This window comes from Enterobacter cloacae complex sp. IR5401 (assembly GCF_049238425.1).
GTDB lineage: Bacteria > Pseudomonadota > Gammaproteobacteria > Enterobacterales > Enterobacteriaceae > Enterobacter > Enterobacter hormaechei_C.
In genome coordinates this window covers 220,473-243,658 of sequence record NZ_JBMKHN010000001.1, presented here as the reverse complement: position 1 = coordinate 243,658, position 23,186 = coordinate 220,473, and the positions used below count along the sequence as shown (strand labels likewise).

Genomic DNA, 23,186 nt, shown 5'->3' with positions numbered 1-23,186 from the left:
ATTACGGCCTTGTAGTAGAAGCAGAATTAACAAACCACTGCTGGATGTTACCCATCGCGGAGTGCGAGGTATCCAGAATCGGCTGCGGATAGAAGCCCAACAGCACCAGCAGTACGACCAGCAGCAGGATGATGAACAGCTCTCGCAGCGACATCCCCGGCAATTCTTGTGCAGCAATTTCACTCTTCGCTTTACCGAAGTAAGCGCGGTGCAGCATCGCCAGCGAGTACACGGAGGCAAACACCAGACCAAAGGTGGAGATGACGGTGATCGTCGGTACCACGTTGAAGCTGCCGAACAGGATCATAAACTCGCCGACGAAGTTACCGGTACCCGGCATACCCAGAGTCGCCACCGCGAAGAACATCGAGAGCGCCGGCAGCCATTTCATTTTGCCCCACAGACCGCCCATCATACGCATGTCGCGGGTATGGAGACGTTCGTACAGCTGACCACACAGGATGAAGAGACCGGCAGCGGACAGGCCGTGCGCAATCATCTGGATCACCGCGCCCTGGTACGCCAGCTGGCTGCCGGTGTAGATGGCAATCAGCACGAAGCCCATGTGGGAAACGGAGGTGTAAGCAATCAGACGTTTGATGTCGTACTGCGTGAAGGCCATCCATGCACCGTAGAAGATACCGATCACGCCCAGCCACATGGCAATCGGCGCGAACTCTGCGGAGGCGTTCGGGAACAGCGGCAGGGAGAAACGCAGCAGACCGTAAGCCGCGGTTTTCAGCAAGATGCCCGCCAGGTCAACGGAACCTGCCGTTGGCGCCTGAGAGTGCGCGTCTGGCAGCCAGCCATGCAGCGGAACCACCGGCATTTTCACCGCGAAGGCGATAAAGAAGCCCAGCATCAGCAGGTATTCCACGCCGTGGGACATCGGGGTCTTCAGCAGATCTTCGTAGTTGAAGGTCCAGACACCGGTCGCGTTGTAATGCACAAACACCAGCGCCAGGATGGCAATCAACATCACCAGACCACTCGCCTGGGTGTAGATGAAGAACTTGGTGGCCGCCGTGATACGCGTTTTACCGTCGGACGCCTTATGGCCCCACAGCGCGATCAGGAAGTACATCGGCACCAGCATCATCTCCCAGAAGAAGAAGAACAGGAACATGTCGATGGCCAGGAACACGCCGATCACGCCGCCCAGGATCCACATCAGGTTCAGGTGGAAGAAGCCCTGGTATTTTTCGATTTCTCGCCAGGAGCAAAGTACCGCCAGAACGCCGAGCAGACCGGTCAGCACCACCATCAGCAGCGACAGACCGTCAATCGCGAGGTGGATCGTGATACCGAAACGTGGGATCCACGGCAGAATGAACTCAGACTGCCACTGCGGAAGGCCCGCAGACTGGGTCAGTGAGTAGCCACCCTGCAACCACAGTTGCAGGCCAAGCGCGAGCGTCAATCCCATGGTGATCAGCGCGATCCAGCGCGGCATCTTCACGCCAAAGCGTTCGGTCTGCCAGCACAGGAAGCCGCCGATGAAGGGAATTAATATTAGCCAGGGTAGTAACATGGCGATTTACATTCCTTTTTAAGGCCCCCAGCAGGGGCCTGATTTTCAACGAATTCGAATAAAATTCACTTTACGATCAACGCAACACCATCAGCAGCGCCAGCACGACAACCGCACCGATGCTCATGGACGCCACATACCAGCGCAGATAACCGTTCTCGCTAAACAGCAGGCCTTTACCTGCAAAGCGAGAGAGGATCGCCGGGATATTCATCAGGCTGTTCAGTGGATCGCGCTTCAGCAGCCACGCAATGCCCAGGAACGGCTTCACGAAGATCATGTCGTACAGCCAGTCGAAGCCCCACGCGTTGTACCACCAGGTGCCCAGCAGACGGCCCGGCGCGCTGTTGGCAACGGCAGTTACCAGCGTGCGTTTGCCCAGCCACAGCCATGCGGCAATCAGGATGCCCGCTATAGCCACTACGCCGGAGGTGATTTCAAGCGTCAGAACGCGACCGTGCTCAAGCTCGGTTGTTGCCGGCAGTACACCCTGCAACGGTGGCACAATCATCGCGCCAACGAAGGTGGACAGGACCAGCAGCACAATCAGCGGCAGGTGGTGGGTAATCCCCTTCCCTGCGTGAGCGTGAATTTGTTCTTTACCGTGGAAGACGATGAAAATCATACGGAAGGTGTACAGGGAGGTCATGAACGCACCGACCAGACCCGCAACCATCAGATTGATATGACCATTCGCCATGGCGCCCGCAAGGATTTCGTCCTTACTGAAGAAGCCCGCGGTAATCAGCGGCAGTGCCGCCAGCGCCGCGCCGCCCACCAGGAAGCAGACATAGACCAGCGGGATGGACTTACGCAGTCCGCCCATTTTGAAGATGTTCTGCTCGTGGTGGCAGGCCAGGATCACCGAACCGGATGAGAGGAACAGCAGCGCTTTAAAGAACGCGTGCGTCATCAGGTGGAAAATGGCTGCGTCCCACGCCTGAACGCCCAGCGCCAGGAACATGTAACCAATCTGGCTCATGGTGGAGTACGCGAGAACGCGTTTGATGTCGGTCTGCACCAGCGCGGCAAAGCCTGCCAGCACCAGCGTAACCGCACCGACAATACCCACCAGATGCAGAATTTCCGGGGTCATCAGGAACAGGCCATGGGTACGCGCAATCAGGTAGACACCGGCGGTAACCATGGTCGCGGCGTGGATCAGCGCGGAGACAGGGGTTGGACCCGCCATCGCGTCGGCCAGCCATGTCTGCAACGGCAGCTGCGCGGATTTACCCACGGCGCCACCCAGCAGCATCAGCGTTGCCCACCACAGCATGTTGTTGCCTGCTTCGAAGTGCGCCGGCGCCAGTTCCACCATTTCGCGGAAGTTCAGCGTGCCCAGTTCGTTGTAGAGAATGAACAGCGCGAAAGCGAGGAAGACGTCACCCACGCGGGTCACGACGAACGCTTTCATGGCCGCTGCGCCATTCTTCGGATCGGTGTAGTAGAAACCGATCAGCAGGTAAGAGCACAGACCCACGCCTTCCCAGCCCAGATACATCAGCAGCAGGTTATCGGCCAGCACCAGAACCACCATGCTGGCGATAAACAGGTTGGTGTAGGCGAAGAAGCGGGAGTATCCCTCTTCACCGCGCATGTACCAGGAGGCGAACATGTGGATCAGGAAGCCGACGCCGGTGACCACGGAGAGCATGGTCAGAGACAGACCATCCAGCACCAGGTTGAAACCGATGTTGAAGTTACCGACCGACATCCAGTTCCACAGCGGTACGCTGTAGGCCTGACGTCCATTGTTAAAGAAGTCGATACCCGCATACGCTGTGACCAGCGCAGCCAGGCCGATAGAGCCAATGCCCACGGTGGCAGACAGATTCTCAGACCAGCGGCCGCGAGAAAACGCCAGCAGCACGAAGCCAATCAGCGGAAAAATAATGGTTAAGGCAAGCATGTTCATCCACGCAACTCACTTACTGAATCGATGTTCAGGTTCTGGCGGCGACGATGGAGCTGTAGCAACAGCGCCAGGCCAATACTCGCTTCAGCAGCCGCGAGGCTGATGGCGAGAATGTACATCACCTGACCATCGGTCTGGCCCCAGTAGCTGCCGGCGACCACAAAGGCCAGCGCGGAAGCGTTGATCATGATTTCCAGACCGATCAGCATAAACAGCAGATTGCGGCGGATAACCAGACCGGTTAAGCCCAGAACGAATAAAATCGCAGCGAGGATCAGTCCATGTGTTAAGGGGATCATGCGCGTTCCTCCGTTTTTCTTTTCGCGCGGTCGTCAGTGCGGTTGCTCAGCACCTCGCCGACACGCTCTTCGCGGCCAACGTGGAAGGCCACAACCAGACCAGCCAGCAGCAGCATCGAGGCCAGCTCAACCGCCAGAACGTACGGACCAAACAGGGTGATACCCACGGCTTTCGCGCTGATTGGCGTCCCGTCGATACCCTGGTCGTTGACGCCCAGAATGGCGTAAACAATCACCGCCAGCATGATGGCCGACAGAATCGCCGGGCCAATCCACACCTGCGGTTTTAACCACTGACGTTCCTGCTCAATTTCAGAGCCGCCCAGGTTGAGCATCATCACCACGAACACGAACAGCACCATGATGGCCCCGGCGTAGACGATGATTTCCAGCGCACCGGCGAAGTGCGCGCCCAGCGCAAAGAACACCCCGGAAATAGCCAGCAGCGAGATGATTAAATACAGCAGCGCATGCACCGGATTGGTGTGCGTGATCACTCGCAGCGTAGCCAGGATGGCGATAAGGCCACAGATATAAAAAGCGAATTCCATTGCCCTCTCCTTACGGTAACAGGCTCTTGACGTCGATAGGCTTAGCTTCGTTCTCTGCTTCGCCTTTATCTTTGCCGTCGATTGCCATACCCGCCATCCGGTAGAAGTTATATTCCGGGTATTTGCCCGGACCGGAAATCAGCAGATCCTCTTTCTCGTACACCAGATCCTGACGCTTGTACTCACCCAGCTCAAAGTCTGGAGTCAGCTGAATCGCCGTGGTTGGGCACGCTTCTTCACACAGACCGCAGAAAATGCAGCGTGAGAAGTTGATGCGGAAGAACTCAGGATACCAGCGGCCGTCTACCGTCTCTGCTTTTTGCAGAGAGATACAGCCCACCGGACACGCTACCGCACACAGGTTACAGGCAACGCAACGCTCGGAACCGTCCGGGTCGCGCGTCAGCACGATACGTCCACGGTAGCGCGGCGGCAGATATACCGGCTCTTCCGGGTACATCCGGGTTTCGCGTTTGGCAAACGCATGCAGGCCGATCATCCAGATACTGCGTACCTGGGTGCCGAAACCTACCAATAATTCTTTTAAGGTCATGATCTCAAAGCCCCTTATGGCTGCTGCCAGAGAATGACAGCCGCCGTTACCAACAAGTTGACGAGCGTCAGCGGCAGGCACACTTTCCAGCCGAAGGACATTACCTGGTCATAACGCGGACGCGGTAACGCTGCGCGAATCAAAATGAACATCATCATGAAGAACGCGGTTTTCAGCGCGAACCAGATGAACGGCGGTAAGAACGGGCCATGCCAGCCACCAAAGAACAGGGTTACCATCAACGCCGAAATGGTGACGATACCGATGTACTCGCCCACGAAGAACAGACCGAACTTCATACCGGAATATTCAATGTGGTAACCGTCGGCCAGTTCCTGTTCGGCTTCTGGCTGGTCAAACGGGTGACGGTGACACACCGCCACGCCCGCGATGGCAAAGGTAATAAACCCAAAGAACTGCGGGATAACGTTCCAGATGTCGGCCTGGTTGTTGACGATGTCGGTCATGTTAAATGAACCGGCCTGCGCCACCACGCCCATCAGGGAGAGACCCAGGAACACTTCGTAGCTCAGCGTCTGCGCGGAAGCACGCATCGCACCCAGCAGCGAGTATTTGTTGTTACTGGACCAGCCTGCGAACAGCACCGCGTAAACCGCGAGGCCTGCCATCATAAGGAAGAACAGAATGCCGATGTTCAGGTCAGCGACCACCCAGGTCGGGCTGACCGGAACGATAGCAAACGCCAGCAGCAGCGAGGTGAAGGCGATCATCGGCGCCAGCGTAAAGATCACGCGGTCCGAGAAGCGCGGAACCCAGTCCTCTTTAAAGAACATCTTGATCATGTCCGCGACCAGCTGGAGTGAACCACCCCAGCCCACGCGGTTCGGTCCGTAACGGTTCTGGAACAGACCGAGCAGACGACGTTCACCAAAGCTCATGAACGCGCCGCAGGTGACCACCACCAGCAGAATCACAACCGCTTTCAGAATGCTCAGCAGGATGTCGATAAGATCCGGCGTTAACCAACTCATGCTTTTGCCTCCTGAAGGTTATCAAGATGCGCACCCGCCAGGACCGGCGCGATGCCAGGCATACCCATCGGCAGACCCACCTGCCCTGCTGACAGGCGTTCAGAAATAATCAGCGGCAGGCTGATTGTCTGGCCGTCGTAGCTAAAGGCAATGTTCGCACCCGCGTTAACGCCAAGCTTCGCGGCATCCGCCGGGTTGAGCTTGATGTACGGCTGCGGCATACGCTGCTGGAATACCGGAGAACGCTGGGACATTTCGTCGCTACCGAACAGATGGTAGTACGGTGCAATACGCCAGTGACCTTCCTGCGCCTGGAAGCTCGCCGGAACGGTGGTGAAGAAGTCCAGACCGGTTTCGGAGGCTTCAATCAGACGCACGCCCGGATCGCCGTGGCGCAGGTGACCGCCCACTTCAGCCTGGAATTTGTTCCATGCCTGCGGGGAGTTCCAGCCCGGTGCCCATGCAAACGGGATTTGCGAACGCGGCGCAGACGGCTGGTTGTTCCCTTCCATCGAGAAGGCGAACATGGTGTCTTTATCCTGCGGCTGACGCGGTTCGTGCACGCTGATGTTGGCGCGCATCGCGGTACGACCGCTGTAGCGGTGCGGCTCACGCGCCAGTTTCTGGCCGCGAATGCGGAAGCTTGCGTCCGGCGCGGCATCTTTAATACCCGCCAGCTGAGGCAGTTTCTCAACAACCGCGTCGATAACGTGGTCGAGCTGCGTCCAGTCAACTTCACGGCTCTGCACGGTGCTGTGCAGAGAGTGCAGCCAGCGCCAGCTTTCCAGCATCACGGTGTTGCTGTCGTAGTAGGCCGGGTCATAAACCTGGAAGAAACGCTGGGCGCGACCTTCGTTGTTGATCACCGTCCCGTCGCTTTCTGCGAAGCTTGCCGCAGAGAGAACGAGATGCGCTTTGTCCATGATCGCGGTGCGCTGATGGTCGATAACCATCACCAGCGGCGCTCTGGAGAGCGCGGCGTCAACACGCGCGGCGGAAGCGTGGCGATGCAGGTCATTTTCCAGCACCACAACGGCGTCAGCGGCACCGGATTCCAGTTCGCTTAACGCATCTTCCAGCGAGCCGCCGCCAATCATACCCAGACCGATGCTGTTCACCGCACGGGCAATCATGGTCACACCAACGTCAGCGCCGCGTCCCTTCAGGGCTTTGGCAACGTTCGCTGCGGCCTGAATGATTTCAGCGCTACCGGCGTTGGTACCGGAAATAATCAGCGGTTTCTTCGCCCCCGCCAGCGCCTGAACAATCACGTCGACCTTGTTTTGCAGGTCGCGATCCAGTTCAACGGCCGGCGAGTTGCTGTCCAGCGCGTGGGCAATGGCAAATCCGAGGCGCGCCTGATCTTCAACCGGCGCGCAGTAGGTCCACGCCGCGATATCGTCCAGACGGGTGTTGTCGACGTTAGTCACAAACAGAGGATGCTTCGCGCGCTGACCGATGTTGAGGATGGCCGCAATCTGCCAGTCAGCCACTTTCTGCGCCGCTGCCATTTCACGTGCTTTGCCTTTCACCGCCTGACGAACCGCCAGGGCCGCGCGTGCGCCAGTCTGCGTCAGATCTTCACCCAGCACCAGAACCGCATCATAAGATTCGATTTCGCGCAGCGCAGGCGTGTGAATGCCGCCTTCACGCAGCACTTTCAGCACCAGCTGGAGACGTTCCTGCTCGCCCTGGGCGATACCGGTGTAGAAGTTTTCCGCCCCAACCAGCTCGCGCAGCGCGAAGTTGCTTTCGATGCTGGCGCGCGGGGAGCCAATGCCGATCACTTTCTTCGACTGACGCAGAATATCTGCCGCGCCCTGCATCGCCTGCTCAGCGTTGAGGGTAATGACGTCATCGCCACGGCGCTGAACCGGCTGACGCGGACGGTCTTTCAGGTTCACATAGCCATAGCCGAAACGACCGCGGTCGCAGAGGAAGTAGTGGTTAACGGTACCGTTGTAACGGTTTTCGATACGACGCAGTTCGCCGTAACGTTCACCCGGGCTGGTGTTACAGCCAAGGGAGCACTGCTGGCAGATGCTTGGCGCAAACTGCATGTCCCATTTACGGTTGTAACGTTCAGAGTGGGTTTTATCCGTGAATACGCCGGTCGGACAGATTTCTACCAGGTTACCGGAGAATTCACTTTCAAGCGTACCGTCTTCCGGACGACCGAAGTAGACGTTGTCATGCGCGCCATACACGCCCAGATCCTGACCGTCTGCATAATCTTTGTAGTAACGCACGCAGCGGTAGCAGGCGATGCAGCGGTTCATTTCGTGAGAGATGAACGGCCCCAGATCCTGGTTACGGTGGGTACGTTTGGTAAAGCGATAGCGACGGAAGCTGTGACCGGTCATGACGGTCATATCCTGAAGGTGGCAGTTACCGCCCTCCTCACACACCGGACAGTCGTGCGGGTGGTTGGTCATCAACCACTCCACCACGCTTTCACGGAACTGTTTGGCTTCTTCGTCATCAATCGAAATAAAGGTGCCTTCGGCGGCTGGCGTCATACAGGACATCACCAGGCGACCACGCGTGTCTTCCGCGTTTTGATATTGCTTCACCGCACACTGGCGGCAAGCACCGACGCTGCCCAGCGCCGGATGCCAGCAAAAGTACGGAATATCGAGGCCAAGAGACAGACAAGCTTCCAGCAGGTTGTCCGCCCCGTTGACTTCGTATTCTTTGCCGTCTACATGAATCGTAGCCATTAGCATGCTTCCAGTTGGCTCGGCCGAAACCGAGCGTTAATCAAAATTCTGTTTTTACCAGCGCGCTTTCAGCAGGTTCGGCTGAATACCATTGATCGAATGGGTATTGCTGAACGGCTGCTTGATGCCTGCTTCGAATTCGTCGCGGAAATATTTAATCGCGCTTTGCAGCGGCTCGACGGCGCCCGGTGCGTGGGCACAGAAGGTTTTACCCGGTCCTAAGAATCGACACAGTTGCTCAAGTGTCTCGATATCGCCAGGCTGGCCTTCGCCACGTTCGATAGCACGCAGGATCTTCACGCTCCACGGCAGACCATCACGGCACGGTGTGCACCAGCCGCAGGACTCGCGGGCGAAGAACTCTTCCAGGTTACGCACCAGGGATACCATGCCGATCTCGTGGTCGACGGCCATCGCCAGCGCGGTACCCAGACGGCTACCTGCTTTACCAATGCTTTCGAACTCCATTGGCAGGTCAAGGTGGGCTTCGGTCAGGAAGTCCGTCCCTGCCCCACCCGGCTGCCAGGCTTTGAATTTCAGGCCATCGCGCATGCCGCCGGCGTAGTCTTCAAGAATTTCGCGTGCGGTGGTGCCGAACGGCAGCTCCCAGACGCCAGGGTTCTTCACGCGACCGGAGAAGCCCATCAGCTTGGTACCGGCATCTTTGCTTGAGGAGATGCCCTGATACCACTCCACGCCGTTCGCAAGGATCGCCGGGACGTTACACAGGGTTTCGACGTTGTTGACGCAGGTCGGTTTACCCCACACGCCGGAGCTTGCAGGGAACGGTGGCTTGGAGCGCGGGTTCGCGCGGCGGCCTTCCAGGGAGTTAATCAGCGCGGTTTCTTCACCGCAGATATAACGCCCGGCACCGGTGTGCACGAACAGCTCGAAGTCAAACCCGGTGCCCAGGATGTTTTTACCCAGCAGTCCCGCTTCGGTGGCTTCGGCAATCGCGCGACGCAGGTTTTCCGCCGCTTCGATGTATTCGCCGCGCAGGAAGATGTAGCCACGGTACGCTTTCAGCGCGAACGCGGAGATCAGCATGCCTTCCACCAGCAGGTGCGGCAGCTGTTCCATCAGCAGACGGTCTTTATAGGTACCCGGCTCCATTTCATCGGCGTTACACAGCAGGTAACGGATGTTCATGGATTCATCTTTCGGCATCAGGCTCCACTTCAGACCGGTGGAGAAGCCCGCACCACCGCGGCCTTTCAGGCCAGACTCTTTCACCGCGTTAACGATGTCGTCCGGCGCCATGCCGCCAAGGGCTTTACGCGCACCGGCATAGCCGTTTTTGCTCTGATATTCGTCGAGCCATACCGGCTGTTTGTCATCACGCAGACGCCAGGTCAGCGGATGCGTCTCAGCAGTACGAATTACAGTTTTCATTTGTACTGCTCCAGCAGGTCAGGAATCGCTTCCGGCGTCAGATGGCTGTGAGTGTCCTCATCAATCATCATGGTCGGCCCCTTGTCGCAGTTACCCAGGCAGCAGGTTGGCAGCAGAGTAAAGCGTCCGTCGAAGGTGGTCTGGCCCGGCTTGATATTGAGTTTCTTCTCAATCGCAGCCTGAATGCCCTGATAACCGGTGATGTGGCAGACCACGCTGTCACAGTAGCGGATCACATGGCGGCCTACCGGCTGACGGAAGATCTGGCTGTAGAACGTGGCTACGCCTTCTACGTCACTTGCCGGAATGCCCAGCACTTCTGCGATCGCATAGATCGCCCCATCCGGCACCCAACCACGCTGTTTCTGTACGATTTTCAGCGCTTCAATGGACGCCGCACGCGGGTCTTCGTAGTGGTGCATCTCGTGCTCAATGGCGGCACGCTCTGCTTCACTCAGCTCAAAAGCCTCGGTTTGTGGTTGTTGATTCTCGTGCATAATTAGCGGTCCACATCTGACATAACAAAATCGATACTACCCAGATACACAATCAGGTCGGAGACCAGACTGCCGCGAATGGCGGCCGGGATCTGCTGCAAGTGCGCGAAGCTTGGCGTACGCACGCGGGTGCGGTAGCTCATGGTGCTGCCGTCGCTGGTGAGGTAGTAGCTGTTGATACCCTTGGTCGCTTCAATCATCTGGAAGGATTCCTGTGCCGGCATGACCGGGCCCCAGGAAACTTGCAGGAAGTGGGTGATCAGGGTCTCGATATGTTGCAGCGTGCGCTCTTTCGGTGGCGGCGTCGTCAGCGGGTGATCCGCCTTGAACGGGCCTTCCGGCATGTTGTTGAGGCACTGCTCAAGGATGCGCAGGCTCTGGCGCAGCTCTTCCACTTTCAACATCACGCGGGTGTAGCAGTCGGAAACACCGCCGCCAACCGGGACTTCAAAGTCGAAGTTCTCGTAACCAGAGTAAGGACGCGCTTTACGCACGTCGAAATCAATCCCGGTCGCACGCAGGCCAGCACCGGTAGTCCCCCACTCCAGCGCTTCTTTCGCGCCGTAGGCAGCAACGCCCTGGGAACGGCCTTTCAGGATGGAGTTACGCAGCGCGGCTTTCTCGTAAGACGCCAGACGTTTCGGCATCCAGTCGAGGAATTCACGCAGCAGACGGTCCCAACCGCGCGGCAGATCGTGCGCCACACCACCAATACGGAACCAGGCTGGGTGCATACGGAAACCGGTAATCGCTTCCACCAGATCGTAGATTTTCTGACGGTCGGTAAAGGCGAAGAAGACCGGCGTCATCGCGCCGACGTCCTGAATGAACGTGGAGATGTATAGCAGGTGGCTGTTAATACGGAACAGTTCAGACAGCATTACGCGAATCACGTTAACGCGATCCGGGACGGTGATGCCTGCCAGTTTCTCAACGGCCAGCACGTATGGCATTTCGTTCACGCAGCCGCCGAGGTATTCGATACGGTCGGTATACGGAATGTAGCTGTGCCAGGACTGACGTTCGCCCATCTTCTCGGCACCACGATGGTGGTAGCCGATGTCAGGGACGCAGTCGACAATCTCTTCGCCGTCAAGCTGAAGGATGATACGGAACGCACCGTGCGCAGAGGGGTGGTTTGGACCCAGGTTGAGGAACATGAAGTCCTCGTTTTCGGTGCCGCGCTTCATGCCCCAGTCTTCCGGCTTGAAGGTCAGCGCTTCCATCTCCAGATCCTGCTTGGCTTTGGTTAGCTCAAACGGGTCGAATTCGGTGGCGCGTGCCGGGTAGTCTTTACGCAGCGGGTGGCCGGTCCAGGTCTGCGGCATCATGATGCGCGTCAGATGCGGGTGGCCGTCGAAGGTCATGCCGAACATTTCCCAGGTTTCACGCTCGTACCAGTTGGCGTTCGGGAAAAGTTTGGTGATCGTCGGCAGATGCATGTCGTTTTCAGACAATGCCACCTTGAGCATGATATCCGTGTTGCGGTCTATTGAGATCAGGTGGTAGAAAACGGAAAAATCCGCGGCAGGGAGACCCTGGCGGTGCGTTCTCAGACGTTCGTCCATGCCGTGTAAGTCAAACAGCATGACGTAAGGTTTTGGCAATTTCTTGAGGAAATCGACAACTTCCAGTAATTGCTCACGCTTCACCCAAACAACGGGTACCCCGGTGCGGGTGGCCTGAACAGTAAAGGCATCCGGCCCAAAACGGTTGCGCAGTTCGCCAATGACCGGGTCATCGAGATGATCCCGAGTCTGCCAGGCGGCTTCTTGCGCGGTTAAGTCGGTCATATTGTTCACCATTGCAAATGGTCCGTGGTGACTGTTAAGCCTGGCTTCGCGCTATTTGAGTAGTGATATGCGAAGGTGTTCTCCAGGCCCACAGGCGCAAATTAAATTTCGTCAGGCGTACGCAGGTTGGTGACGGCAATACGTTCACCACGTTTACGCTCGCGCTCAGACTGCATGTTCGCGCGATAGACACCCTGATCGCCAACAACCCATGAAAGCGGGCGTCGTTCTTTACCAATTGACTCCTGGAGCAGCATCAGCGCCTGCATATAGGCCTCTGGACGCGGCGGGCAACCCGGGATGTACACATCCACCGGAATGAACTTATCAACGCCCTGCACAACGGAATAAATGTCGTACATACCGCCGGAGTTTGCACATGCGCCCATGGAGATAACCCATTTTGGCTCCAGCATCTGGTCATAAAGACGCTGAATAACCGGTGCCATCTTGGTAAAGCAGGTCCCTGCCACCACCATCAGGTCAGCCTGACGCGGAGAAGCACGCAGTACCTCGGCCCCAAAACGCGCAACGTCATGCACCGCAGTGAATGACGTCACCATTTCAACGTAGCAGCAAGAAAGGCCAAAGTTGTATGGCCAGATGGAGTTCTTACGACCCCAGTTGACCATGTCGTGCATGGCATGTTCGAGCTTGCCCATGTACACGCTTTTGTTGACTTCTTGCTCCAGGGGGTCGGTTACGATCTCCTGTTTTTGCAGGGGGTAACGGTCATTCTCACCGTTAGGATCTATGCGGGTGAGCGTATAATCCATCTTATTGCCTCGCTGTTACTGCTGACGATTAGAGATACTGTTTTCCGGGTTGATGTGTTCACGGCGTGAACGCACAGGTGTCCAGTCCAGCGCGCCGATACGCACCAGATAAACCAGACCGGCCAGTAACACTAAAATGAAAATTGCGGCCTCGACAAAGCCCACCCAACCACTTTCGCGAATGGAGGTAGACCACGCGAAGAGGTAAAGCGCTTCCACGTCAAAAATGACGAAGAACATGGCTACCAGGTAAAACTTGGCAGACAGGCGTAAGCGAGCGGTACCTACTGAATCAATACCTGATTCGAAAGGTGTGTTTTTGTGCCTTGCGCGGGCGCGACCGCCCAGGAACCAGCCGCCGACTAACATCAGGCAGCACAGGCCAATGGCTACAATAAGAAAGATTGCGAATGCCCAGTGATGAGCGATGACTTCTGTGGATGTTGACATACTCATTGCTTACTCATCAAAAGTGATACCGACGACACTGCTCTTGCTGGCAGATGGGCATCACATCGATTCATGGGGAGGAACAAAATAACCTTACACTAACTGTCAGAAATGAGACATAGACAGCAAAATGATGGGGTTTTTTACTCCTTTCTATAACCTTTTGTCAACTTTAACAAAGGTTTCTTCACATTAAATTACAACGTGCGATTCTCATTAACATTTGGTGCCCTTTAACCCTGGTGGGTACATGACTTTCCGTCAAATGCATCTTGTTGAATCGTGTCCGTTTTGGAAGTAAAAAAAATAACCCTCCTATTTTGACAGGATTTGCCAACGATTCCTCCCCCCAAATGGGAGTATTTTCTTGATCTGAGACACGCTTTTGTTAATTCAATCAAAAAAACAGCAACATATTTCCTGTTTTTTTAACATCGGTGGGGTATGAGGTAAGTTAGAACAGGTCTTGTTTACATCTTAATCAAAAGCATTTTCTGCATTGATAAATAAGCGGTATTTGCTTTATCCCTGCTCCGCCCGCGGTTATGAATAGCAAAAAAAACCACTCGCAGGAAATAATCATGCGAGTGGCTCTTTTTTGCACTTACATTTTGTTACGAGAATTTTGAGGGAATGATCACTCAAAATCCCCTTCCACAATCAGGGAGTCATCCCCTCCTTCGGGAGTAACAGCCGCGTACTGCCATGGATTGTGGTAGTTTTCCATTGCCTCGAATACCACTTTTGCCAGCTCGTTGTTGCTGGCGGCGTTGTGGCACAGCAGGTACTCCGTATCCGGCAACGACGGGAGTCCCTCGGATTGACCCAGCACACGCAGATCGGGGCTCATCATTTCCACCGGACGGGCCGTTACGCCAAGCCCAGCCTTCACCGCCGCTCGCACTGCGGGCAAGGTTGACGCCACGTACGCCAGGCGCCATGGAATACTGGCTTCGTTGAGCGCTGCCAGCACCATATCGCGGAACGGACTGGGATCATCCAGCAGGACCAGGGGTATCGGCTCACCTTTCTGCAATACATACTCCGCGGCACAGTACCAGTGCGTTGGAGAAGTACGCAGCGTCAGGCTGTCAAACTGGCCAGGTCGATGCGTGGTGACCACCAGGTCAACCTCGTTTTCTGTCAGCATCTCAACCATGAAGGCATTGCGTTTAACGCTAACGTCCAGGGCAAGCTTCGGATAAACCGAGCTAATTCGGTTGAGAAGGAAGGGTAAAATGGTATCTGCTGATTCATCTGACGCCCCTAATGTTAACACTCCCTGAAGGTTGCTAAACATTAATGACATACAGGCTTCATCATTAAAGCGCAGTATCTTTCTGGCATAACCCAGAAGCTGAATACCATGTTCTGTTAAAAGCTTATTACGTCCATGACGCGCAAAAAGCTCTTTACCAACCAGTTGTTCCAGCCGCTGCATTTGCTGACTCACGGCGGACTGGGTACGGCAAACGGCGGCAGCAGCTGCTGCAAAAGTGTTGAGATCGGCGACCGCAACAAACGTTCTCAGCAGATCGAGGTCGAGATTCATTATCGGACGATTTGCATTTATCATATCTTTTCACTTTCAGGTTGCTCGTGCGGAGCTGCCCGGGTTGAAGCTGTGTGTAACAGTTAAGCAATTCCTTCTGAAGAGTTTCCCTCGCATCCCGGCCCGGCAGACTGCCTGACAGATAGTTATTGTACTGCGGTATATCACCAGTCAGAAATCACGTTTCATGACGTTATTTTTATTCTCTTGCGTCCAGGATATTTCTTTGTTTGCAGGTCGATGTAAATACCATAAAGAGTAAGACATGTTTTCTGCCATCTATATCGCAGCGTTGCCAGCGTAGCAAGATGTGACTTACCCAATCAGCCAGAGATAACTTTAACAATAACAATCGATTAATACAGAAAAGCAGAAGCCGATATACGTAACAGGCCTATCGCTATGCTGCATTCCCGAAACACATCTTAACCCAAATCCACTATATTTATAAGTCTTATTGCAATATTAAGGAGTTACCGCCAATGATAAGCAACTACACTCTTTTTATTAAAATTAACGAAAGTTGCATTTTCGTCGTTAATAATAAATAAAGTTTAATTTAGATTCAGGCCATTCATTAATAACCCTTAACATTAATTTCACATGAGTAACTTTTAGCCTGGCTTTGCTAATATGGCAATCGGTATCTCAGCATTCAGGTTTTACGAATGATCACTCAGGGGGACTAATGCATCAGCCCGAATCGTCTTTTTATTTACACCAGAATAAAATTCATAGTTACATGCAATTTTTAGCATAAAAAACCCATTAATAACCTTTATTACGATAAATTCAGGCACAAAATCACTCCCTCGTTAGAGTAAGCGATCACAGCGACATTCCCCGGTGGAACGAAATCTTCTTCTGTGCGCCCTTCAAAACGAAGCGCGGGGGGAGTACATTGTTCCGTGCACACTTCCACGGCAGGAAGTTGCAATAATAGCGAAAAGGTTAAAGGTTCATGTCCCCTATCGAAAAATCCAGCAAGCTCGACAACGTCTGTTACGACATCCGTGGCCCGGTACTCAAAGAGGCAAAACGCCTTGAAGAGGAAGGCAATAAGGTTCTGAAACTCAACATCGGCAACCCCGCGCCATTTGGTTTTGAAGCGCCGGATGAGATCCTGGTGGATGTGATCCGTAACCTGCCCACTGCACAAGGCTACTGCGATTCAAAAGGGCTTTACTCCGCCCGTAAAGCCATCATGCAGCACTATCAGGCTCGCGGTATGCGCGACGTCACCGTTGAAGATATCTACATTGGCAACGGTGTCTCGGAACTGATCGTTCAGGCGATGCAGGCGCTCCTGAACAGCGGCGATGAAATGCTGGTTCCTGCCCCAGATTATCCGCTGTGGACGGCTGCGGTGTCCCTGTCCAGCGGTAAAGCGGTGCACTACCTGTGCGACGAATCCTCTGACTGGTTCCCGGATCTGGATGATATTCGCGCCAAAATTACCCCGCGCACCCGGGGTATCGTGATCATTAACCCGAATAACCCGACGGGCGCGGTCTATTCAAAAGAGCTGCTGATGGAGATCGTCGAGATCGCCCGCCAGCACAACCTGATCATCTTTGCCGACGAGATTTACGACAAGATCCTGTACGACGCGGCGCAGCACCACTCTATCGCCGCGCTAGCACCCGATCTGCTAACGGTCACCTTTAACGGACTGTCTAAAACTTACCGCGTTGCCGGTTTCCGTCAGGGCTGGATGGTACTGAACGGTCCGAAAAAACATGCGAAAGGCTACATTGAAGGGCTGGAGATGCTGGCATCCATGCGTCTGTGCGCCAACGTACCGGCGCAACATGCGATCCAGACAGCACTCGGCGGCTATCAAAGCATCAGCGAGTTTATCGTCCCAGGCGGCCGCCTGTATGAACAGCGCAACCGTGCATGGGAATTGATTAATGATATTCCGGGCGTCTCCTGCGTGAAGCCTAACGGCGCGCTGTACATGTTCCCGAAAATCGACGCGAAGCGCTTTAATATTCACGACGACCAGAAAATGGTGCTCGACTTCCTGTTGCAGGAAAAAGTGCTGCTGGTTCAGGGTACGGCGTTTAACTGGCCGTGGCCGGATCACGTGCGTATCGTCACCCTGCCGCGCGAAGACGATCTCGAAATGGCCATCAGCCGCTTCGGGCGCTTCCTCTCCGGGTACCATCAGTAGCGCTGACTATCCGCCGGGTAGCACTGCGCTTACCCGGCCTGCAACATCCGCAAATTTGCATCTTCCCTCCCCTCCCCGCACAATGAAGTCTGTCGCAGTGAAGACATAAGGTAACCTATGAGTCAGAGTCATTTCTTTGCCCACCTCTCCCGCCTGAAACTCATCAACCGCTGGCCGCTGATGCGCAACGTGCGCACTGAAAATGTGTCTGAGCACAGTTTACAGGTTGCCATGGTCGCGCACGCGCTGGCCGCGATTAAAAACCGCAAATTCAACGGGCAGGTGAATGCCGAACGTATCGCCCTGCTGGCGATGTACCACGATGCATCGGAAGTGCTGACCGGGGATCTGCCTACGCCGGTGAAATATTTCAACTCGCAGATTGCCCAGGAATATAAAGCTATTGAGAAGATTGCCCAGCAGAAGCTGATCGACATGGTGCCTGAAGAGCTGCGCGATATCTTCGGGCCGCTCATCGACGAGCATCAGTATACGGAAGAGGAGAAATCTCTGGTTAAGCAGGCCGATGCGCTGTGCGCCTACCTGAAGTGTCTGGAAGAGCTGTCCGCCGGGAATAACGAATTTTTACTGGCAAAAACGCGTCTGGAAAAAACGCTGGAATCTCGTCGCAGCGAAGAGATGGACTACTTTATGCGCGTGTTTGTGCCGAGCTTCCATTTGTCACTGGATGAGATTAGCCAGGATTCGCCGCTGTAGTTTTTTGCCGGGTGGCGGCTCCGCCTTACCCGGCCTACGTTTCTGCACTCACGCTAAAACGGGAATAACACCGGAATTAACACCACGCATACCAGCATTACCAGCACGGTGAACGGCACACCCAGCTTCACGAAATCACTGAACCTATAATTCCCGGGCCCCAGCACCAGCGTATTGACCGGGGAAGAGACCGGCGTCATAAATGCCGCGGACGCCGCCATCGCAACCATCATCGCAAACGGATACGGCGAAACGCCCATCGATTTTGCCATCGCCAGCGCAATGGGCGCCATCAGCACCGCCGTTGCGGTATTGGAGATGAACAAACCAATGGTGGCGCACATGACGAACAGGCAAACCATCATCAGGTACGGACCATATCCCCCGCCCGCGTCCATTAAGCCTTTTACGATCAAATCCACCCCGCCGGTTTTCTGTAGCGCCAGGGCGAAGGGCATCATCCCGACGATGAGAATGATGCTCGGCCAGTGAATCGCTTTGTAAGCGCTTTCGGCGTCGATACAGCGGAATTTGCCCATTAACAGACAGGCGATTATTGCCGCCACCGGGTTAGGGATCTCGTCCGTCAGCATCAGGGCAACCATCAATACCAGGCAAAAAATTGCATGGGGCGCCTGGCTGTGCGCCGGTGATGCATCGCTCTCTTCAATCGGCATATTTAGCACCACAAAATCGCGGCCTTTCTGCCCGAGCTGGCTAATCAGTTTCCAGTTGCCGACCACGAGGAAGATATCCCCCAGCAGGATCGGCTCATCCACCACCGCCCCTTCAAGGGCTACGCCATCGCGCTTCAGGCCTACCACGTTGAGGCCATAGCGGGTACGAAAGCCGATTTCACGCACGGTTTTGCCCAATAACTCCGATTCCGGGATCAGCGACACCTCGGCCATTCCCACATCCAGCGCCTGGTCAGAGAAATACTCGCCGCGCAGGACCATCGGCTCCAGCAGCTGCTCACTACAAAACTCCCGCAGATCCACGTCTGCGGTGGACATATCAATCAGCAGGACGTCACGCGCGCGAAACTCTGACACCCCGTTCACGTTAACGATCACCCGACGAAAACGACGCCAGCGCTCAACCCCGATGACGTTCGCGCCATAGCGTTCGCGTAGCTTAAGGTCATCCAGCCGCTGCCCCACCATAGGCGACCCCGGGCGGATAGCCAGACGTCGGGCACGCCCGGTCAGACGATACTCTTTAATCAGATCGCGGAAAGAGCGCCGCTTCCAGCCCTCTTTGGCTTTATCCTGCTTCTCCCCTTTCAGCGCAAAACGGGTCAATAGCATATAGATAATGCCCATCACCAGTACCACCAGCCCGATCGGCGTAACGCTGAAAAAGCTAAACCCCTCAAGCCCCTCACGGATCAGTTCGCTGTTCACGACGAGGTTCGGCGGCGTCGCGACCAGCGTCATCATGCCGCTGATGAGCCCGGCGAAGCTCAACGGCATCATCAGCCGCGAAGGGGAGATCTGCATCCTCATGCAGACGCTCAGCACGACCGGAATAAAGATGGCCACGACGCCCGTAGAGCTCATAAACGCGCCCAGCCCGGCGACCGTCAGCATCAGGTAAATCAGCATTTTGGTTTCGCTGCTGCCCGCCACTTTCACCAGCCACGACCCCATCATTGTCGCCACGCCGGTGCGGACCAGCCCGTCGCCAATAATAAACAGAGCGGCAATCAAAATAACGTTGGGATCGCTAAACCCGGAAAAGGCTTCCGGCAGGGAAAGGGTACCGCTTAGAACGAATGCGACAATCACAAACAGGGCGACGGCATCCATGCGCACCTTGCCCGTGGCAAAAAGAATGATGGCGATTAACAGCAGGCTCAGGACCCAAATCAGTTCACCGTTCACAACATGTCCTTGTCAGTGGAGGAGAAGCAATTCTGCCATAAAAAAGCCCCGGTAATGCGGGGCTATATCATGGGATTACATTTTTAGCGAGACGGTTACAACTCCGTCTGACGCCTTCGAGACGTCGATGGCGGTCAGGGTGTTAAGCACGAAATCCGCCTCCTCCAGCCGGGGGGAACCCGCCGGGACGTTAACGGCAATGACGTGGCTGCCGGCGTTCAGCCCGGCCAGCACGCCTGCCGCCGCGTCTTCCACCACCACGCACTCTGCTGGCGCAAGGCCGAGCAGTTCAGCGCCGAGCAGGAACGCATCCGGTTCAGGCTTGCCGCGCTTCACGCGCTCAGCGGTAATGAAGACGTCCGGCGTCGGCAAACCTGCCGCCTTATGGCGTGCATGCGCGACGGGAACCGAGCCGGAGGTGACGATAGCCCACGGGATCTGCGCTTCATTCAGGTGCTCAAGCAGTTCGCGCGCACCGGGCAGCGCGGTGATACCCTCGGTATCGGTAGCTTCAATCTGCTCAAGATAGCGGAACTCCGCCTGAATCTCTTCCTCAGAACGTCCCGCAAGGAAGTGCCGCAATGAGGTAATGGCCTGTTTGCCATGGATGAAATTTAGTACGTCCTGATGGTCAATGCCGTGCCGGTCGGCCCAGTGGCACCACGAGCGCTCCACCACCGGCAGCGAATCCACCAGCGTACCGTCCAGATCAAACAGAAAACCTTTACACTGCACACGCACCTCCGTCAGGCATTAATGATTTGTTGAATTTCGTTGCTGCTTAAATGGTACTGGCGCGGACAGGCGTGCCACGCGCTCAGCATACGTTGATACTTATCCCACATCGGGGTCTGGGCGTTGAAGCCGTGCGTACCCGCATCAAAATGGGTGTAGCGACCTTCGGTATTCACCATAAAGCGTACATAGCTCAGATAGCGCGCTTCCGTCGCAGCATCAAAGCCCAGGAACGTCACGCGGCGCTCGTCAATGGTCTGCTGGTCCTTCAGATTGGTCCAGGACACATGCAGCGCATGGTACATCTCCATGATGTCGATAACGATACGGCAGGTTTCCTCTTTCAGTTCGCCAAATTCGCGATCCAGTTCGCGCATCTGCAAGCCAAAACCACGTTCAACAATGGTTTGCAGGCGGCTGTAGCGCGCAGCGTTATCGGGATCAAGCATAGTCATCATCTTGTACTGGTTAGACAAAATCAGACGTTGAGCATGGGTCATTTCCATCTTTCGACTCCTGTAGCGCATTGCACTGTAAAAAAAAGACACGGTAACTGATTGTTACTGTGCCTTCTTTTGGTCGTCGTTTCGATGATCAATCACAAGTCATCGAGGAATGTTTTATCAAGCTGTTTAAACGCACGCTTGAGGGTATCCGCCAGCGCCTGATAGTCCGGCTTACCTTCAACCGGTGCCAGCGCCTGGCCAGCCTCTTCCAGTTTTCCACGCACTTCATAAAACCAGTGTAAAATAGAAGGCGGAAGTGGCGTGACGGAACGTTTACCTAACCACCATAGCCCCTGCATCGGCAGGCTTAACGCAAAGAGCGCCGTCGCGACGGCAGGGCCAAGCTGCCCACCTAACGCTATCTGCCAGCACAGGGTAAAAACGGCAATCGGGGGCATAAAGCGAATCGCATAGCGCGTGGCGCGAATAGTGCGATTTTCAATAAACATGGGCGCGAGGCGCTTTTCCATCGGCCATGTCTTTGCGTAATGCTGTCCCCGACGAAACAGACTAAAAAAGTTCACGGACGGGATTTCGGGTGTCGACATGGCTGTACCTCAACTTCACATATAAAAATTAAAATTTTCGTGCAAAACCACAACAGGCTATGACAACGTTCAAAATATTTTGTCATCGCTACCCCGTATCGGGTATCCTGTGCCAGCCTGATAGGGCCGTAGACGATAAGCGTTAACTCGTCAAATTATCGCATATTATGCCATTGTCTGAAAAATGTTCAAAATGGCTTAAAATCATAGGTATTTCTTTCATCCTGCCAGAATGTTCGTTTGGCATGATGTTAATCATAAATGTCTGGGTCAGCATGCGTTACGCTTTTAGACTCACTGACGTTTTTTTAGCCACGTATCAATAATAGGTACTTCCATGTCGAGTAAGTTAGTACTGGTTCTGAACTGCGGTAGCTCCTCACTGAAATTCGCCATCATCGATGCGCTCAACGGTGACGAGTACCTCTCTGGTTTGGCCGAATGTTTCCATCTGCCTGAAGCACGTATCAAGTGGAAGATGGACGGCAGCAAACAAGAAGCGGCTTTAGGTGCAGGCGCCGCTCACAGTGAAGCGCTGAACTTTATCGTTAACACTATTCTGGCACAAAAACCAGAACTGTCTGCTCAGCTGACCGCAATTGGTCACCGTATCGTCCACGGCGGCGAAAAATACACCAGTTCCGTGGTAATCGACGACTCCGTGATTCAGGGCATCAAAGACTCTGCGTCTTTCGCACCGCTGCATAACCCGGCTCACCTGATCGGTATCGCTGAAGCACTGAAATCCTTCCCGAGTCTGAAAGACAAAAACGTGGCCGTGTTTGATACTGCGTTCCATCAGACCATGCCGGAAGAGTCTTACCTCTATGCCCTGCCATACAGCCTGTACAAAGAGCACGGCGTCCGTCGTTACGGCGCTCACGGTACCAGCCACTTCTATGTGACTCAGGAAGCCGCAAAAGTGCTGAACAAGCCGGTTGAAGAAGTCAACATTATCACCTGCCACCTGGGCAACGGTGGTTCTGTTTCCGCTATCCGCAACGGTAAGTGTGTTGACACCTCTATGGGTCTGACCCCGCTGGAAGGTCTGGTGATGGGTACCCGTTCCGGTGATATCGACCCGGCGATCATCTTCCACCTGCACGACACCCTGGGCATGAGCGTTGACGACATCAACAAAATGCTGACCAAAGAGTCTGGCCTGCTGGGCCTGACCGAGGTCACCAGCGACTGCCGTTACGTTGAAGACAACTACGCAGAAAAAGCTGACGCTAAACGTGCAATGGACGTTTATTGCCACCGCCTGGCGAAGTACATCGGTTCTTACACCGCGCTGATGGAAGGCCGTCTGGATGCTGTTATCTTCACCGGTGGTATCGGTGAGAACGCGGCAATGGTACGTGAACTGTCCCTGGGCAAACTGGGCGTTCTGGGCTTCGAAGTTGATCATGAGCGTAACCTGGCTGCCCGCTTCGGCAAGTCTGGCTTCATCAACAAAGAAGGCACCCGCCCTGCTATCGTTATTCCAACTAACGAAGAGCTGGTCATCGCGCAAGACGCACACCGCCTGACTGCCTGATTCCACACCGCCAGCAATGCTGGCGGTGCTGTTTTGTAACCCGCCCAACGCGGC

At 55.1% G+C, this 23,186-nt stretch carries 20 protein-coding genes; 3 read left to right on the top strand and 17 right to left on the bottom strand.

Annotation, left to right across the window (positions count from 1 at the left end; translation table 11 throughout):
- Nucleotide 1 precedes the first annotated feature (1 nt).
- The 13 genes from nuoM to lrhA all read right to left on the bottom strand — a co-directional run bounded on the left by nuoM (nt 2) and on the right by lrhA (nt 15,048).
- Nucleotides 2-1,531, bottom strand: coding sequence for an NADH-quinone oxidoreductase subunit M (gene nuoM / locus ACOTX1_RS01140; protein ID WP_003861498.1), 1,530 nt, complete (start codon nt 1,529-1,531; stop codon nt 2-4).
- 76 nt (nt 1,532-1,607) lie between these two features.
- Nucleotides 1,608-3,449, bottom strand: coding sequence for an NADH-quinone oxidoreductase subunit L (nuoL, locus tag ACOTX1_RS01135; RefSeq protein ID WP_003861497.1), 1,842 nt, complete (start codon nt 3,447-3,449; stop codon nt 1,608-1,610).
- Nucleotides 3,446-3,748, bottom strand: a complete 303-nt coding sequence (gene nuoK / locus ACOTX1_RS01130) for an NADH-quinone oxidoreductase subunit NuoK (RefSeq protein ID WP_003861496.1) — start codon at nt 3,746-3,748, stop codon at nt 3,446-3,448. Before nuoK ends, nuoL begins: the two co-directional genes overlap by 4 nt.
- Nucleotides 3,745-4,299, bottom strand: coding sequence for an NADH-quinone oxidoreductase subunit J (gene nuoJ, locus ACOTX1_RS01125; protein WP_003861493.1), 555 nt, complete (start codon nt 4,297-4,299; stop codon nt 3,745-3,747). The genes nuoK and nuoJ overlap by 4 nt, the downstream gene beginning before the upstream one ends.
- Before the next feature lie 10 nt (nt 4,300-4,309).
- Nucleotides 4,310-4,852 carry an NADH-quinone oxidoreductase subunit NuoI gene (gene nuoI, locus ACOTX1_RS01120; protein ID WP_003861491.1) on the bottom strand — a complete coding sequence of 181 codons (543 nt, stop codon included), beginning with the start codon at nt 4,850-4,852 and terminating at the stop codon, nt 4,310-4,312.
- 14 nt (nt 4,853-4,866) lie between these two features.
- Nucleotides 4,867-5,844: an NADH-quinone oxidoreductase subunit NuoH gene (gene nuoH / locus ACOTX1_RS01115; RefSeq protein ID WP_003861490.1), complete on the bottom strand. Its 978-nt coding sequence runs from the start codon at nt 5,842-5,844 to the stop codon at nt 4,867-4,869.
- Nucleotides 5,841-8,564, bottom strand: a complete 2,724-nt coding sequence (gene nuoG, locus ACOTX1_RS01110) for an NADH-quinone oxidoreductase subunit NuoG (protein WP_003861488.1) — start codon at nt 8,562-8,564, stop codon at nt 5,841-5,843. The genes nuoH and nuoG overlap by 4 nt, the downstream gene beginning before the upstream one ends.
- Before the next feature lie 54 nt (nt 8,565-8,618).
- Nucleotides 8,619-9,956 carry an NADH-quinone oxidoreductase subunit NuoF gene (gene nuoF / locus ACOTX1_RS01105; RefSeq protein WP_003861487.1) on the bottom strand — a complete coding sequence of 446 codons (1,338 nt, stop codon included), beginning with the start codon at nt 9,954-9,956 and terminating at the stop codon, nt 8,619-8,621.
- Entirely contained in the window at nt 9,953-10,453 is a 501-nt protein-coding gene (gene nuoE, locus ACOTX1_RS01100) for an NADH-quinone oxidoreductase subunit NuoE (RefSeq protein WP_003861486.1), read from the bottom strand. The genes nuoF and nuoE overlap by 4 nt, the downstream gene beginning before the upstream one ends.
- A gap of 2 nt (nt 10,454-10,455) precedes the next feature.
- Nucleotides 10,456-12,258 carry an NADH-quinone oxidoreductase subunit C/D gene (nuoC, locus tag ACOTX1_RS01095; protein ID WP_003861484.1) on the bottom strand — a complete coding sequence of 601 codons (1,803 nt, stop codon included), beginning with the start codon at nt 12,256-12,258 and terminating at the stop codon, nt 10,456-10,458.
- A gap of 89 nt (nt 12,259-12,347) precedes the next feature.
- The gene (nuoB, locus tag ACOTX1_RS01090) at nt 12,348-13,022 is read right to left on the bottom strand and encodes an NADH-quinone oxidoreductase subunit NuoB (RefSeq protein ID WP_003861482.1); all 675 of its coding nucleotides are present in this window, start codon (nt 13,020-13,022) and stop codon (nt 12,348-12,350) included.
- 15 nt (nt 13,023-13,037) lie between these two features.
- Nucleotides 13,038-13,478: an NADH-quinone oxidoreductase subunit NuoA gene (nuoA, locus tag ACOTX1_RS01085; RefSeq protein WP_003861475.1), complete on the bottom strand. Its 441-nt coding sequence runs from the start codon at nt 13,476-13,478 to the stop codon at nt 13,038-13,040.
- Between the two features lie 631 nt (nt 13,479-14,109).
- Nucleotides 14,110-15,048, bottom strand: coding sequence for a transcriptional regulator LrhA (gene lrhA / locus ACOTX1_RS01080; RefSeq protein WP_003861473.1), 939 nt, complete (start codon nt 15,046-15,048; stop codon nt 14,110-14,112).
- A gap of 937 nt (nt 15,049-15,985) precedes the next feature.
- Here lrhA and alaA point away from each other — a divergent pair.
- A complete protein-coding gene (gene alaA, locus ACOTX1_RS01075; RefSeq protein WP_003861471.1) occupies nt 15,986-17,200 on the top strand; it encodes an alanine transaminase AlaA in 1,215 nt (404 codons plus the stop codon).
- Between the two features lie 117 nt (nt 17,201-17,317).
- Entirely contained in the window at nt 17,318-17,917 is a 600-nt protein-coding gene (yfbR, locus tag ACOTX1_RS01070; protein WP_003861468.1) for a 5'-deoxynucleotidase, read from the top strand.
- 53 nt (nt 17,918-17,970) lie between these two features.
- Here the strand turns inward: yfbR and ACOTX1_RS01065 are convergent, their stop codons facing one another.
- The 4 genes from ACOTX1_RS01065 to yfbV form a co-directional block, all read right to left on the bottom strand.
- Complete coding sequence (locus tag ACOTX1_RS01065) at nt 17,971-19,803, bottom strand: SLC13 family permease (protein WP_023314585.1); 1,833 nt, start codon at nt 19,801-19,803, stop codon at nt 17,971-17,973.
- A gap of 75 nt (nt 19,804-19,878) precedes the next feature.
- Nucleotides 19,879-20,538 carry a sugar phosphatase gene (locus ACOTX1_RS01060; RefSeq protein ID WP_003861463.1) on the bottom strand — a complete coding sequence of 220 codons (660 nt, stop codon included), beginning with the start codon at nt 20,536-20,538 and terminating at the stop codon, nt 19,879-19,881.
- Between the two features lie 11 nt (nt 20,539-20,549).
- Nucleotides 20,550-21,044: a YfbU family protein gene (locus ACOTX1_RS01055; protein WP_003861461.1), complete on the bottom strand. Its 495-nt coding sequence runs from the start codon at nt 21,042-21,044 to the stop codon at nt 20,550-20,552.
- 92 nt (nt 21,045-21,136) lie between these two features.
- A complete protein-coding gene (gene yfbV / locus ACOTX1_RS01050) occupies nt 21,137-21,592 on the bottom strand; it encodes a terminus macrodomain insulation protein YfbV (protein ID WP_003861459.1) in 456 nt (151 codons plus the stop codon).
- Nucleotides 21,593-21,929: 337 nt separating this feature from the next.
- On the opposite strand from yfbV, the gene ackA reads away from it, so the two are divergent.
- Nucleotides 21,930-23,132, top strand: a complete 1,203-nt coding sequence (gene ackA, locus ACOTX1_RS01045; protein ID WP_015572267.1) for an acetate kinase — start codon at nt 21,930-21,932, stop codon at nt 23,130-23,132.
- The last annotated feature ends 54 nt before the right edge of the window (nt 23,133-23,186 follow it).